This is a genomic window from Rhodococcus artemisiae, assembly GCF_036327795.1.
GTDB lineage: Bacteria > Actinomycetota > Actinomycetes > Mycobacteriales > Mycobacteriaceae > Rhodococcus > Rhodococcus artemisiae.
In genome coordinates, this window is record NZ_JAUTXY010000017.1 from 19,056 (window position 1) to 33,539 (window position 14,484).

Sequence of the window (14,484 nt, forward strand, 5' to 3'; positions counted from 1 at the left end):
GTCACATGTGGTGCTCTCCGTGCTCGTGACGTGGCCAGATCGCGCGGGCTTCAGAGTGGTCGGGGGGAGCTCCGATGCTCTCCTCGAGCCGCGCGATGCGGCGCGGTCCCGACACTCTCAGCCCAGGTGGGGCGCCGTGCGGACTGATCAAGGTGGGGGCGATTCCGGCCAGCATCAAAGCCTCGGAGAGTGCGACGTAGGTACCGGGCGCATCCGGATCGAGCCCGAGCACATACCGCTCGCCTTCGGCCTCCATCCGGCCCGCTGCCAGGAACCATGTCCTCAGCGCACCGGCGTTCGGGACCCATCCGGCCGGGACGTTCTTGGTTCCGCCGCGCGACCACGCGGTGGCGAGTGGAACGAGATCGGGAACGTCGGCGGTATGCACCCGCGGAGACCCGTCCGGCGCCGAGCCGATCTCTGCGGTCAGACCCGTCGCGACGATCCGGTCGGCGATCGCGGACGCGCGCCATGACGCATCTACCGTCACCGAAATCTGCGCCGAGTGAGCGGTGTGCGACACGACCTGTCCCTGCGCCGCAAGCAACCCACTCAGATCGGACAGTGCCGGCGGCGCGGTATCGGCGCCGAAGAAGGACAGTTGACTCACTGCTTCCTCCCTGTCTGTGGCCATTTCCGGTTGTCTTGCCCCGAAAAGCCATCGTCCCCCATCGCCGGTGGCGACAGGGGACGATGGGGGTGAGGGCGATCGCCCTCAGAGGTGCTCGATGGAGCGCGTCGGATCAGACAGCGCGCACACCGGTGGCCTGCGGGCCCTTGGTGCCCTGTCCGACCTCGAACTCGACGCGCTGGTTCTCCTCGAGGGTGCGGAAACCGGAACCCTGGATCTCGGAGTAGTGAACGAACACGTCGGCAGAGCCGTCCTCCGGAGCGATGAAGCCGAAGCCCTTCTCCGCGTTGAACCACTTCACAGTGCCCTGTGCCATGCTTTTCCTTCTCTTTCTAACACCGGATTCGACGAGCCGCTGGGGACAGCGGCCGCCAGGTCCCGATTCCGACCGCTGTACCTTTCGAATCCCCCGTTGGAAGAGCTAAAGCACACCGCTCGCAACCACGATCCTGCGAGCGTGCACTTTCTCAAGTCTACGAACACAGAAGCTGCGACCGCGTGCCAGTCAATCATGTTCTGGGCGGTCACAACAGTAGGTATGGCACAATCGCGCCAAAATTCTGATCTTGTAGGCCGCTCGGTAGCATTACCTGCGGGTAGAGGTCTGCGGCCGATGCTACGCCGCGCCCGCCTCCGCCCGTGCCGAATTCGATCCAGCGGAGCCGACGTGTGACCAGATCAATACCTATTCAACCCGGTGGAGCCACTGCCCCGGGCTACGGACAGGCGCTACTCGACCGTTTGCTCGCCGGCACGCCATCGAACGAACACCCCCTCACCCACACCGCCGCGCTGCCCGCACGGAAAGCGCGACACGCCCGCTGGCCGGGCTGGGCCGCCGGCTCCGTGGTCGACGCTCTCCGCGAACAAGGGGTGTCGGAGCCCTGGTGTCATCAGATCCACGCCGCGGATCTCGCGGTCGCGGGCAACAACGTAGTGGTGTCCACCGGTACCGCGTCGGGCAAATCCGTCGCCTACCAGCTTCCGGTACTCACGGCGCTCGCGTCCGACCCGCAGGCCACAGCGCTGTATCTCTCCCCCACGAAGGCGCTCGGCGCCGACCAATTGCGCGCGGTGACAGAACTGACCGGGGCGACGCCCGGCCTGTCGACCGTCCATCCATGCGCGTACGACGGCGACACCTCCACGGAACTGCGCCGATGGGCGCGTAGCCATTCTCGGTGGATCTTCACCAACCCCGACATGCTGCACCTGGCAATCCTGCCCGGCCACGCACGCTGGGCGCGGCTGTTGCGTCGGCTGCGTTACGTCGTCATCGACGAGTGCCACTCGTACCGGGGCGTCTTCGGGTCGCACGTCGCGCTGATCATCCGCCGATTGCGACGCCTCGCGAACCACTACGGCGCCGACCCGGTCTTCATCCTGGCCTCCGCCACCACCGCCGATCCGGGAACCGCCGCCTCGCGGTTGATCGGAGCGCCGTGCGCGGAGGTGACCGAGGACGGCTCGCCCCACGGTCCGCGCACCGTCGCGTTGTGGGAACCACCGCTGCTGCGGGAAGTCACCGGCGAGCACGGTGCGCCCGTGCGCCGGGCTGCCGGTACCGAGGCCGCTCGGCTGCTCGCCGACCTCGTCGTCGAAGGCGCTCGCACGCTGGCATTCGTCCGTTCACGTCACGGCGCGGAACTCACCGCGATGGGCACACGGCGTCTGCTCGCCGAATCGGCGCCCGACCTCGTGGACCGTGTCGCGACCTATCGCGCCGGGTATCTCGCGGAGGATCGTCGCGATCTCGAGGCAGCCCTGTCCGACGGCCGGTTGCTCGGTGTCGCGAGCACGAACGCGCTCGAACTCGGGGTCGACATCGCAGGTCTCGACGCCGTGGTCGTCGCCGGGTTCCCTGGGACGGTTGCGTCCTTCTGGCAGCAGGGTGGTCGGGCCGGACGGCGTGGTCAAGGTTCGCTCGTCGTTCTCGTCGCGCGCGACGATCCACTCGACACCTATCTCGTGCACCACCCGCAGGCACTGCTCGACAGGCCGGTCGAGGCGACCGTGACCGACCCGGCGAATCCGTACGTACTCGGGCCGCAACTGTTGTGCGCCGCATCGGAGTTGCCGCTCTCGCACACGGAGGTCGACGGGTTCGACGCGCACGACCTGCTCACCGACCTGGCGAAGCAGGGTCTGATCCGTCGGCGCCCGCACGGGTGGTTCGTCACACCGGACACCCACCCGCACGCCGAAGTCGACATCCGCGGCGGCATCGGCAATCAGGTCGCGATCGTCGAGGCCGACACAGGCCGGATGCTCGGCACCGTCGAAGCGGGGCGTGCACCCGCGACCGTCCACCCCGGTGCGGTGCATCTCCACCAGGGCGAGACCTTCGTCGTCGACGAACTGCACCTCGACGACGGCGTCGCACTCGTGCACGCCGAGGATCCGGAGTGGTCGACGTCGGTGCGCGAAGTCACCGACATTCGAGTTGTCGCTGTGGAGGAGACCCGGACGTACGGGCCTGTCACCGTGCAGATGGCGGCCGTCCAGGTGACCGGGCAGGTGGTTGCCTATCTCCGGCGTCTCCCCTCCGGGGAGGTGCTCGACCGGATCGAGTTGGATATGCCGGCGCAGACCCTGCCCACTCGCGCGGTGCTGTACACCGTGACACCGGGACTGCTCGACCGGATCGGGTTGACGCCCGAGCGGGTTCCGGGCGCTCTGCACGCCGCCGAGCACGCCGCCATCGGATTGCTTCCCCTCGTCGCGACGTGCGATCGCGGCGATATCGGTGGCGTGTCGACCGACCTGCACGCCGACACCGGACTGCCCACCGTGTTCGTCTACGACGGGCATCCGGGCGGGGCCGGTTTCGCCGAACGTGGATTCTCACGGATCACCCAGTGGCTCACCGCTACCCGCGATGCAGTGCAGGCATGCGAATGCATCGACGGCTGCCCGTCGTGCGTGCATTCCCCCAAGTGCGGTAACGGCAATGATCCGCTCGACAAGGCCGGTGCGACAGCACTGTTGACCGCTGTACTCGACGCACTGGGCTCTCAACCTCCACCGCCCGCGTGAGCGGCCGGTTCGTCGCCGAGCGCAGGTCCCGCGCGGGCGATCGCCGATGCGTCCCTGTCTCCGAACAGCGGCGACACCGGAGCGTATGTCTCCACCACCGCGTCCCACCCGTGTATCCGGCAACTCCGCACGCCCACGTCCATGCGGTCGGCCACGGTCTGCGCCACCGCGCAGGCCTCGACGGATCCACCGTCGAGTGACGATGCGACGGCCAACGCCGCCAGGTCGGCCGCGGCCTGCAGGCGGTGACGGACCACCACGACCGCTCCGACGTGCAGAACGGTGGCGGTGATCGTGATGAGCGCGGCCATGATGCAGCACCCCAGGATGCTCGCGCTGCCGCGCTCGTCGCGCAGGTCCATCCGAATCACGACACCTCCCCCGGTTCGCGGACCGCGACGGCGTCGGCAATCAGGGTGATCATCGGGAGTAGCGGCGCATCGACGCTCACGGTCGCGACGACGAGATCGTCCTCCGTACCCACCTCGATGTGCGCACCGGAAGGGGCCACCCGGGCGGCCACCTCGACCGCCCGGGCCTCGTCGCCACGCGCTGCGAGCCGCGCCGCCTCACGCGCCGCGTCCTGACACTGCACCTGCTGCGAAATACACAGCACGGCACCGAGACACAACGTCATAACTGTGATGAGCGAGGCGATCGCGAGCGCCGCTTCGACTGTCACGCCGCCCTCGTCCCGCGCAGCAACACGACGAGCACGAGCCCACACCGTCACACCGAGGTGTTGAGAGCTCGTTCGACGATGCCGGTCAGCGCCGACACGATTCCGTCTCCGGTCACGACCGTGTACAACACGGCCCCGAAGGCTGCCGCGGCAATGGTGCCGATGGCATACTCCGCCGTCGACATGCCGTCGTCGTCACCTGCCACCTTCACGACCCGGCGGACGAACGACCCATCTTCTTCTGTGGATTCGGTGAACACGAGTTTCCCCTCTCTGTCGATGCGGACGGTCCGCGTCGACGTCACAACAGCCCTGACCCCAGGACACCCCGGGCCAGGCCGATCACCACCGGCACGATGCCCAGGCACACGAACGCCGGCAGGAAACACAAACCGAGCGGACCGCTCACGAGCACACCTGCGCGTTCGATGTCGCCGGCGGCTTTGTCTTCGGCCTCCATACGATGCCGCACAGCGAGTTCGGCCACGATGTCGGACAGTGGCGCACCGGATTTCGCCGATCTCCGGGCGGCGCGAGCGAAGTCTTCGAGCAGTGCGTCGCCGTCCGCAGACCACGCGTCGGCGGGATCGGCACCGAGCTTCAAGCGGTCGGCTCCTCGCCGAAGTGCCGCGGCGAGCGCGGGCGGCGCAGACTCCGCGACCACCCCCGCCGCGGATGCTGCCGGCATCCCGGCCCGCAGGCACGCCGCGAAGAGATCGAACGCGGCGGCGATCGCATACGGATCCTGCGCGTTTCCGGTCGCGATACTCGTTGTGGGGACGGGTGATCCGTACAAGTACTGCAACCGCCGTGTTCCTGCGTCCGGCACCGCAACCAGCGCGGCGGCAAGACACAACGACGGCAGCAACATCGACCCGGTCACCGGCCGACCCTGTCGGCGATGCGATCGGTCCACAGCAATCCGGCGCACACGAGCACCGTGCCGAGCACCAGCAGCACAGCACCGAGCCCGCCGCCGAGGAGCGTCGTCAGCGGCGCCGCTCCCATGAGCTGCCCCAGGGCCACTCCGAGCACTGGAAGCGCGGCGAGAACCGTCGCCGTGGCGCGGGCGCCGGCGAGACCGGCGTCGGTTCGCGTCCGGATACGCATACGGGCCGCGAGATCGGACCGGGCCGCCGACAACAGTTCCGCGAGCGCCAGTCCGTGACGGTCGGAGACCGACCAGGCGTCGGCAACCCGGACGAGACTCTCGCCGATCCCCTCGGCCTCGAATTCGCTCGCTGCACCGCGCAATCCGTCGGACGCGGACCCACCCAGCCGCGCCCGCGCCGCCGCGACCCGCAGAGAGGCCGAGGTCGGCCCGGTGGTTTCGCGCGCGGCCGTGTCGCATGCATCGGCGGGATGCGCACCGACGTGCAGTTCCGCGATCACCATGTCGAGGCCGGAGAGCAGGGTCCGACGGTCGGTGTCGAGACGCGCAGCCCGTTGTCGCCGACGCAGCCGATACACGATCGTGGCCGCTGCGACCGCCACGGCGACGGCTGCGCCCACTCCGATGAGGATCGCGCCGGCCGACGCGACGACCACCGCGCAGAGCACTCGATTCGGTCGGCGCAACGTCGCCGGTGATGCGACTTCGCGTCGTTCGAGTCGCCTGCGCGCGTCGGCACCGGGGGCAGCGAGGACGGCGCCCGCCAGGCACAGGGCGGATACGGTCACGACCCCTCCCTCGACCGCAGGACCCGTTCGAGCCTTTCCGAGCCGGGCGCGGCATCGCCGGCAAATGTCCACGCGGGCACCACCAGAACTCCGGCGATCGGGTCGCGTTCGACCACTCCGATCTCGACGAGCCTCCTGGTGCCGTCGGGAGCACGGTGGACGTGCAGGATCACCTGGACGGCGGCCGCGAGCTGACTGTGCAGGGCTGCGCGATCGAGTCCGCCGAGGGCTGCGAGCGCTTCGAGTCGGGCGGGCACTTCGTCGGGGGAGTTCGCGTGCACGGTGCCCGCGCCGCCGTCATGACCTGTGTTCAACGCTGTCAGGAGATCGACCACCTCGGCGCCCCGCACCTCACCGACGACGATCCGGTCCGGTCGCATCCGCAATGCCTGACGCACGAGATCGCGCACGGTGACCTCCCCGACGCCTTCGACGTTCGGTGCTCGCGCGACGAGGCGCACCACGTGTCGGTGATCAGGCACGAGTTCTGCGGCGTCCTCGACGCACACGATTCGTTCTGCGGGATCGACCGCGCCGAGGAGCGCCGCCAAGAGCGTCGTCTTGCCCGCACCGGTTCCGCCGACGACGAGGAAGGCCAGACGCGCCGACACGATCCTGCGGAGCAGTCTGTGGGCATCGGGACGCACCGCTCCGCGCTCGACCAACGCGTCGAGCCCCTGCGTCGCCGGTCTCAGCACGCGCAGCGACAGGCACGTTCCACCCTGTGCGACGGGGGCGAGTACTGCGTGCAGGCGGACGCCGAATTCGCCGTGTCCTGGGAGGCGACCGTCGACCCACATCTGCGCATCGTCGAGTCGGCGCCCGGCGAACAGTGCGAGACGCTGCGCGAGCCGCCGGACGGCGGCCTCGTCCGGAAAGGTCACCGGCGTGAGTATCAGACCGCCACCACAGTCGACCCACACCCGGTCGGGGGCGGTGACCAGCACATCGGTCACTGTAGGGTCGGCGAGCAAGGCTTCGAGTGGGCCGGCTCCCGTGAGCTCGGTCTGGAGATGGCGCAGGGCGACGAGGAGATCGGTGTCGCCGAGCACACCGCCCGCCTCGGCGCGCAGCGCGGTCGCGACCCGTGCGGGTGACAGATCTCCCGGTTCGGCCGCGAGCCGATCGCGTACCCGGTCGAGCAGTTCGGCGTCGAGGACATCGTTCATGCGGCACCCCTCGGCCCCGCGTGAACGGAGGAGTCGAAGACCTCCAGGGCAGCAACGACGAGCGGCGACCGCTGCCGTAGTCGCAGACCGCCCCTTTCGAGGGCCTCTGCGAGCCCGGGCTGAGGACGCATCGCGGCCAGCAGCGGCAGTCCCACCACTGCGGCGACGTCGGCTGCGCGCAAACCGCCGGGTGCGGGCCCCCGCACCACGACTCCCGCTGTAGCGGCGCGACCCGTGATCCAGTCCGCCGTCCGGGCTGCAGCCAACGCGCCACTCACTCGTGCCTGGGTGACGAGCACGGTGGTGTCGGCAGCAGCAATCGCGGCCTCGGCGACCTCGTCGAAAGTGCGGGCGACGTCGCAGACCACGGCCACGCCCGCACGGCGCGCTGCTTCGAGGACCGCGGTGAGCGGGGCCGCGCCGACACGCTCGGCGCCGCGGTCACCGGCGAGCACCCCCACTCCGGACAGCCATTCGGGTACGGCGTCGCGCAACGCCCGGGCAGAGACACTGCCCGAGTCGACCGTGAGGCCCGACCATCGGATGCCGGCGCGTTCTTCGAGCCCCGTGAGGGTGTCCAGTCCCGCGCCGAAAGGGTCGGCGTCGACGAGAAGGACGCCGGGTGCACCGCGGGCGGCAGCCGCCCACGCGAGTGCGGCAGAGAAGGTCGAGGCGCCTGCACCGCCGCAGCCACCGACCACCGCGAGCACCGTGCCTCCACCCGCTTCGGGTTCGGCCGCCGCACCGAGGACGGCGAGCAGTTCCACTTCGTCATCGGGAAGACCCAGTACGTGTTCGGCGCCCACCGTGGCCGCAGCCTGCCACTCGTCCAGGCCGGGTTCGTCCGGGCAGACCAACACGACCCCTGATCTGCGGGGCAGCGCAGCGGCGCAGGCGAGCGCTTCGTCGCGGTCGACCACGACGAGGCCCGCATCCAGCCAGGCGCGGCGCCGCGGCAGGACGGTCGGTTCGGCAAGCTGCCGGTCTGCTGCCGCTGCCACACGGCGCAGGCTTGCCAGGAGGGTCGCGTCGCCGATCAGCGCGAGGACGTCGTTCATGCCGCACAGCGTGCGGGCTCCGCGGCCGCCGCGGAAGGCCGATTCGCCGGTATCGCCGAATCTGTGGATGGATCAGGCACCTGTGGACAACTCTGTGCGGCGGGAACTCCGTGCGACTCGCGCGCGGCAGCCGGGACGTCATCGGCGCAGGTAGGACAACTGGTCCGAACAAAAGGGACGACCCTCGCCAGGGGGGGGAGGAGGCGAGGGCCGTCGGAGTTCAGCCCCGGGGGGTCGGGCTGAACACTGCCTGGATATCCAGACTGTCGCGATACTACACCTTCCATACTCGGTGTTTGCAAGTTCAAGCATCCGCGTGGCGTGGCGCTCATCCGGGCTCCGCAAGTGGCACTGCGGGCCCTATGGTGGAGCACGTGACAGACGCGACCGCGGATCCCGCCGAGTCCGGTCGGATCGCCGCCTTCTTCGACCTCGACAAGACCGTGATCGCCAAGTCGAGCGTCCTCGCATTCACCCGTCCGTTCTTCGAGCACGGCCTGCTCAGCCACCGCGCGGTGCTGGCAAGCAGTTACGCACAGCTGCTCTTCGTGCTGTCCACCGTCGACCAGGAACGCGTCGACCGAATGCGGGAGCACATCGCGCAGATGTGCAAGGGCTGGGACGTCGAACAGATCCGCTCGATCGTGGACGAAACCCTCGACGAGATAGTCACGCCGTTGGTGTACGCGGAAGCCGAGGACCTGATCGCGGACCACCACGCCCGCGGCCACGACGTGGTGATCGTGTCGGCGTCGGGCGAGGAGGTCGTCACGCCCATCGCCCAGGCACTCGGTGCCTCGTACAGCGCCGCAAGTCGGATGAGGATCGTCGACGGGCGGTACGCCGGGGAACTCGAGTTCTACTGCTTCGGCGAGGCGAAGAGCACCGCGATTCGCGAACTCGCAGTGCGCCACGGCTACGAGCTGGCGCGTTGTTATGCGTACTCGGATTCGGCGACGGACGTGCCGATGCTGCAGGTCGTCGGCAAGCCGCGCGCGGTCAATCCCGACCGGGTGTTACGCCGTGTCGCGAATGAAAATGGCTGGCCCATATTGACTTTCACCCGACCGGTGCCGTTGTCGCGGCGCGTCCGGCCGTCGGCGAAAGGGCTCCTCAGGCTGGCCGTCGCGGGAGCCGCGGCGGCGTTGATCACCGGCGCCGCAGTCTACCTCGCCGGGCGCCGGCACGGCCCTGGGCAACACCTTCGCCTCACGCCACTCCCTGACTGAATCTTTCCGAGCCAGGGGCTTGCCGACGCCGAAAGTACGGGGTACAAATGAGTTACGGAAGCACGGGAGGCCAAGAGCGAATCGGAAGAGAAGATTCGATCTCCCGCCCGCGTTTCCCAGCACGGACACCGAGTACCCACGCGGAGCCGATGCCACTATAAGGGCAGAAGCGTTGTGGGCCTGCGAGTTCCGAGTCCTCGAAGGCAAGACCCCCGCACCCGTTGCGGGGAGCGAACCGCCGACACCCGGATCATCGCCGAGGCCGTTGACACACAACCCACACCAGCACGCATGGTAACCCGGAAGTTCCGTGCTAGCGGGTGGCGCACCGATCATGATCGGCGTACCACCCGCTTTTGACTGTGCAGCCGAAAGATACTGCACTGCAATTAATTCCAAGGTCGCGCGGTAGCCCTCAATTACCGCCGAATGCCTCGGCGATCGACGTCGCCTCGCGAGCACCTGCCTCGAGCGCACCGCAGCAGAAGATCACCCAGCCACCGACACCCACGTCGGTGCCCTGACCGAAGCCTGCGAGTCCGTCGCGGTAAGCCTGCGCTCGCCGCATCCACGTCACTTCGGGCACTCCGAGGTTGTGGGTGTCGAGCCCGGAAGCCACACACACCAGCCGCGACGCTGCACGCGCCACGACGCCGTCGGCCACACCGAAGGGGCTCAGCGAACAGAGCTCGCCGTGCACCACGGCCGCGAGCACCGGCGCAGGCACAGAGGTTCCTCCCGTGACCAGCTGAGCGAGACCGTCGAGACGTTCCGCCACCCCCGGCTCCGACCGAGGCCGGCCCAGCTGCTCCCGATCGTCCACCACATCGGCTGCGGCGAGCAGGTGGAGGCGGGCCAGCGCCTGTAGAGGCGCGCGGCGCCACGTCGACACTTGATTTGCGAGCGCGTCACCGTCGAGGGACTGCGCGACCCGCAACGCACCCGCGAGCACCGGATCGCCTGTCTCCCCCGGGGGCGGAAGCTCCGTGGATCCACCGTCGATCGCCGCCGATGCTCGCGCAGCCCGCACCGAGGCCTCCGCCGCGGTGTTCGGCCAGCCGCGACGGTTCGTGCGATGACGGTGGACTTCGGCGAGGGCATCACGCGCGCGGTCTGCCGCGTCGCGCACGCCGGGGAGATCGAGAATGGGCTGAAGCGGATCGGTCACGGCCCGAACGGTACCGGCGTGAGCTGCGAACATCACCACGGCCCATCGATGGGCTCGCCCAGGGGCCACTCGTCGCCGTTGCCGACCGCCCGTCGCGCGACAACGACCGATCAGCGCATGTGAGCAGGTTGCAGCATCGTGCAACGGTGCGATCCGCGTCACAGGTGACTACGCTCACTGGGGTCCGAACTGTTTTGCCACGACCCGGAAAGAGGCCACCGCACCATGACGAGCGCAGCCCAGGACCACGATCAGCAGGCGTTCCCGCCGAGCGCCGAGTTCGCCGCCACCGCCAACGCAGGTCCCGAGTTGCAGGCCGCCGCCGACGCCGACCGGCTCGCGTTCTGGGACACCCAGGCCCAGCGCCTCGACTGGGCCACACCCTGGACACAGGTGCTCGACTGGTCCGATGCTCCCGTCGCGAAATGGTTCGTCGGAGGCTCCCTCAACGTCGCCTACAACTGCGTCGACCGGCACGTCGAGGCCGGTAACGGCGATCGGGTCGCCATCGCATTCGAGGGCGAGCCCGGCGACAGCCGGTCGCTGACCTACAACGACCTGCTCGCCGAGGTCTCGAAGGCCGCGAACACCTTCACCGACCTCGGTCTGGTCGCCGGCGACCGCGTCGCGATCTACATGCCGATGATCCCCGAGGCGATCATCACGATGCTCGCCTGCGCCCGCCTCGGCCTGACGCACTCCGTCGTCTTCGCCGGGTTCTCCGCCACCGCACTGCGCTCACGCATCGACGACGCCGAAGCCAAACTTCTCGTCACGGTCGACGGGCAGTGGCGCCGCGGCCAGGCCGCTCCACTCAAGACCGCCGCCGACGAAGCCGTCAACGGAGCCGCGTCGATCCAGAACGTGCTCGTGGTCCAGCGCACCGGCATCGACGTCGAGTGGACCGACGGCCGCGACCTCTGGTGGCACGAGACCGTCGAGAAGGCCTCCCCCGAACACACGCCCGAGGCGTTCGACGCCGAGCATCCCCTGTTCATCCTCTACACCTCCGGCACCACCGGAAAACCCAAGGGCATCGTCCACACCTCCGGCGGTTACCTCACCCAGGCGTCCTACACCCACCACTACGTGTTCGACCACAAGCCGGGCAAGGACGTCTACTGGTGCACCGCCGACATCGGCTGGGTCACCGGACACTCCTACATCGTGTACGGACCGCTCTCGAACGGCGCCACCCAGGTCGTCTACGAAGGCACCCCCAACTCCCCGAACGAGCACCGCCACTTCGAGATCATCGAGAAGTACGGCGTCTCGATCTACTACACCGCTCCCACCCTGATCCGCACGTTCATGAAGTGGGGCCGCGAGATCCCCGACGCCCACGACCTGTCGTCGATCCGGCTGCTCGGCTCGGTCGGCGAACCGATCAACCCCGAAGCATGGCGTTGGTACCGCGCGGTCATCGGCGCAGGCAAGACCCCGATCGTCGATACCTGGTGGCAGACCGAGACGGGTGCGATCATGATCTCCCCGTTGCCCGGCATCACCGCCACCAAGCCGGGCTCCGCGATGGCACCGCTGCCCGGCATCTCCGCGAAGATCGTCGACGACGAAGCCACGCCCCTCGGCGCCGGCGGTAACGGCTATCTGGTGCTCGACCAGCCGTGGCCGGCGATGCTCCGCGGAATCTGGGGCGACCCGCTGCGCTACCGCGAGACCTACTGGTCCCGTTACGAGGAGCAGGGCTGGTATTTCGCAGGCGACGGCGCCAAGTACGACGAGGACGGCGCCCTGTGGGTCCTCGGCCGCGTCGACGACGTCATGAACGTCTCCGGGCACCGCATCTCCACCTCCGAAGTCGAATCCGCTCTGGTCAGCCATCCTGCTGTCGCGGAATCCGCCGTCGTCGGCGCGGCCGACGACACGACCGGTCAGGGCATCGTCGCGTACGTGATCCTGCTCGAGCACGTCGAGAACACCGGCGACCAACTCATCAAGGAACTGCGCGATCACGTGGCCGTCGAGATCTCCCCGATCGCGAAGCCGCGGCAGATCACGATCGTTCCCGAGTTGCCCAAGACCCGTTCCGGCAAGATCATGCGACGCCTGCTCCGCGACGTCGCCGAGGGTCGTGAACTCGGCGACACCTCGACGCTGGTGGACCCCGCGGTCTTCGACGCGATCCGCAAGAAGTAACCCCGCTCGACGCGGCAACAAGTAACGCGTTCGACGCGGCGCCCTCCCCGAATTCGTTCCGGGAGGGCGCCGTGGTGTCATCAGTTCGAAGTACCGGAAGAATTCACAAATGCCGCCGCCGCGCTATGTCACTCGTCGCCCCCACGTCTGGATCGGCGCTACTGTTACGGCGTGGGCGAGCCCACCGCAAGCACGAACGAACCAACCTGAAGGGGTCGACTAGTGAGCGTCACGAACGGGAACCGGCCGGGAGACGGGGCGCCGAGCAGCATCTCGGGCATTCCGCTGACGGAGGTACACACCCCGACCCCGCGGGACGCGAGTATCGGCGAACTCGTCCGTGACGCGACCGCGCAGGTGTCCACGCTGTTCCGTGCCGAGGTCGAACTCGCGAAGGCCGAAGTCACCGGCGAGGTCAAGAAGGGCCTGCAGGGCAGTCTGTTCTTCATCCTCGCCCTCGCTGTACTGATCTTCAGCTCGTTCTTCTTCTTCTTCTTCCTCGCCGAACTGCTCGACGTGTGGGTTGCCCGCTGGCTGGCGTTCCTGATCGTCTTCCTGCTGATGGTGGTCGTGACCGCCATATTCGCGCTCATCGGTTACCTGCGGGTTCGTAAGCTACGGGCACCCAACAAGACCATCGACTCGCTCAAGCAGGCGAAGACGGTTCTGCCGCATTCCGGCGACGATGCCGATGTGCATCGCCCGCAACACGCGGCTCGTTGACGCAATCACCACATTGACGCCACCGGATCCGTCCACGGTCCGTTACGACGGACCGTGGACCCATCGCGACATCCACGCAAACGGCATCCGACTGCACGCGGTCGAAGCCCACGGCACCGCGCCCGGCGCGCCGTTGGTGGTATTCATTCATGGTTTCGGCGACCTGTGGTGGTCGTGGCGCCATCAGCTCACCGCGGTCGCCGACGCCGGATATCGTGCGGTCGCAATCGATCTGCGTGGCTACGGCGACACCGACAAGCCACCCCGCGGTTACGACGGCTGGACCCTCGCGGCCGACGTCGCCGGACTCATCCGGGCGCTGGGATACACCGAGGCGGTTCTCGTCGGCCACGCCGACGGGGGTCTCGTGTGCTGGGCCACCGCAGTTCTGCACCCTCAACTCGTCCGCGCGATCGCGGTCGTGGACTCCCCGCACCCGATTTCGCTCCGCGATGCTGCCCTTCGCGACCGCGCTCAGCGCAAGGCGCTGCTGCCCACCTTCCTCGCCTATCAGCTGCCGTGGCGACCCGAACGGCTCCTCGTACGCGACGACGGCGCCGAGATCGAACGCCTCGTGCGGATCCGTTCGGGGAGCGACTGGCAGCACAGTGCGGAGTTCCGGGAAGTCATCGACCGCTTGCGCTCAGCGGTCCGAATATCCGGAGTCGCGCACTGCAGCCTCGAATATCAGCGGTGGGCGTTCCGAAGTCAGTGGCGACCCGACGGCCGCCGGTTCATGAAGGCCATGGACGTCACCCTGACCCTTCCTGTCCTGCAGATGCACGGTGCGCTCGATCCGTACGTGATGGCCGCGACCCTGCGTCGCTGTGTGCGCCACGCACCCGGCCGAGTCATCAAGTTCATCGACGGAGCAGGTCACTACGCACACCAGGAGAAGCCCGACGACGTGACGGCAGCACTTCTGGACTTCACCCGCACACTCTAGAGAGC

The 14,484-nt window shown here is 68.3% G+C and carries 15 protein-coding genes; 5 read left to right on the forward strand and 10 right to left on the reverse strand.

Going from position 1 to position 14,484, the window contains the following annotated elements; translation table 11 throughout:
• Nucleotide 1: 1 nt before the first annotated feature.
• A complete protein-coding gene (locus tag Q7514_RS27355; protein ID WP_330136416.1) occupies nt 2–610 on the reverse strand; it encodes a hypothetical protein in 609 nt (202 codons plus the stop codon).
• 133 nt (nt 611–743) lie between these two features.
• A complete protein-coding gene (locus Q7514_RS27360) occupies nt 744–947 on the reverse strand; it encodes a cold-shock protein (RefSeq protein ID WP_005248460.1) in 204 nt (67 codons plus the stop codon).
• 353 nt (nt 948–1,300) lie between these two features.
• Between Q7514_RS27360 and Q7514_RS27365 the strand changes: the two genes are divergently transcribed.
• Entirely contained in the window at nt 1,301–3,667 is a 2,367-nt protein-coding gene (locus Q7514_RS27365) for a DEAD/DEAH box helicase (protein ID WP_330136417.1), read from the forward strand.
• Here the strand turns inward: Q7514_RS27365 and Q7514_RS27370 are convergent.
• The 7 genes from Q7514_RS27370 to ssd all read right to left on the reverse strand — a co-directional run bounded on the left by Q7514_RS27370 (nt 3,646) and on the right by ssd (nt 8,256).
• The gene (locus tag Q7514_RS27370; protein ID WP_330136552.1) at nt 3,646–4,029 is read right to left on the reverse strand and encodes an Rv3654c family TadE-like protein; all 384 of its coding nucleotides are present in this window, start codon (nt 4,027–4,029) and stop codon (nt 3,646–3,648) included. The genes Q7514_RS27365 and Q7514_RS27370 overlap by 22 nt on opposite strands.
• A 5-nt stretch (nt 4,030–4,034) precedes the next feature.
• Nucleotides 4,035–4,349 (reverse strand): TadE family type IV pilus minor pilin, encoded by a 315-nt coding sequence (locus tag Q7514_RS27375; RefSeq protein ID WP_330136418.1) that lies wholly within the window; start codon nt 4,347–4,349, stop codon nt 4,035–4,037.
• A gap of 47 nt (nt 4,350–4,396) precedes the next feature.
• Nucleotides 4,397–4,561: a DUF4244 domain-containing protein gene (locus Q7514_RS27380; protein ID WP_330136553.1), complete on the reverse strand. Its 165-nt coding sequence runs from the start codon at nt 4,559–4,561 to the stop codon at nt 4,397–4,399.
• A gap of 89 nt (nt 4,562–4,650) precedes the next feature.
• The gene (locus Q7514_RS27385) at nt 4,651–5,220 is read right to left on the reverse strand and encodes a type II secretion system F family protein (protein WP_408016201.1); all 570 of its coding nucleotides are present in this window, start codon (nt 5,218–5,220) and stop codon (nt 4,651–4,653) included.
• 8 nt (nt 5,221–5,228) lie between these two features.
• Nucleotides 5,229–6,029, reverse strand: a complete 801-nt coding sequence (locus Q7514_RS27390) for a type II secretion system F family protein (RefSeq protein ID WP_330136420.1) — start codon at nt 6,027–6,029, stop codon at nt 5,229–5,231.
• Nucleotides 6,026–7,198, reverse strand: a complete 1,173-nt coding sequence (locus Q7514_RS27395; RefSeq protein WP_330136421.1) for a TadA family conjugal transfer-associated ATPase — start codon at nt 7,196–7,198, stop codon at nt 6,026–6,028. Before Q7514_RS27395 ends, Q7514_RS27390 begins: the two co-directional genes overlap by 4 nt.
• Nucleotides 7,195–8,256: a septum site-determining protein Ssd gene (gene ssd, locus Q7514_RS27400; protein WP_330136422.1), complete on the reverse strand. Its 1,062-nt coding sequence runs from the start codon at nt 8,254–8,256 to the stop codon at nt 7,195–7,197. The genes Q7514_RS27395 and ssd overlap by 4 nt, the downstream gene beginning before the upstream one ends.
• Before the next feature lie 362 nt (nt 8,257–8,618).
• Here ssd and Q7514_RS27405 point away from each other — a divergent pair, with 362 nt between their 5' ends.
• A complete protein-coding gene (locus tag Q7514_RS27405; RefSeq protein WP_408016202.1) occupies nt 8,619–9,485 on the forward strand; it encodes an HAD family hydrolase in 867 nt (288 codons plus the stop codon).
• A 415-nt stretch (nt 9,486–9,900) separates the two neighbouring features.
• On the opposite strand, the gene Q7514_RS27410 is transcribed toward Q7514_RS27405, so the two are convergent.
• A complete protein-coding gene (locus Q7514_RS27410; protein ID WP_330136424.1) occupies nt 9,901–10,653 on the reverse strand; it encodes a Fic family protein in 753 nt (250 codons plus the stop codon).
• A gap of 225 nt (nt 10,654–10,878) precedes the next feature.
• Here Q7514_RS27410 and acs point away from each other — a divergent pair, with 225 nt between their 5' ends.
• The 3 genes from acs (at nt 10,879) to Q7514_RS27425 (ending at nt 14,479) form a co-directional block, all read left to right on the forward strand.
• Nucleotides 10,879–12,810 (forward strand): acetate--CoA ligase, encoded by a 1,932-nt coding sequence (gene acs / locus Q7514_RS27415; RefSeq protein WP_330136425.1) that lies wholly within the window; start codon nt 10,879–10,881, stop codon nt 12,808–12,810.
• A gap of 222 nt (nt 12,811–13,032) precedes the next feature.
• A complete protein-coding gene (locus Q7514_RS27420; protein WP_330136426.1) occupies nt 13,033–13,533 on the forward strand; it encodes a phage holin family protein in 501 nt (166 codons plus the stop codon).
• A 13-nt stretch (nt 13,534–13,546) separates the two neighbouring features.
• A complete protein-coding gene (locus tag Q7514_RS27425; protein ID WP_330136427.1) occupies nt 13,547–14,479 on the forward strand; it encodes an alpha/beta fold hydrolase in 933 nt (310 codons plus the stop codon).
• Nucleotides 14,480–14,484 lie beyond the last annotated feature (5 nt).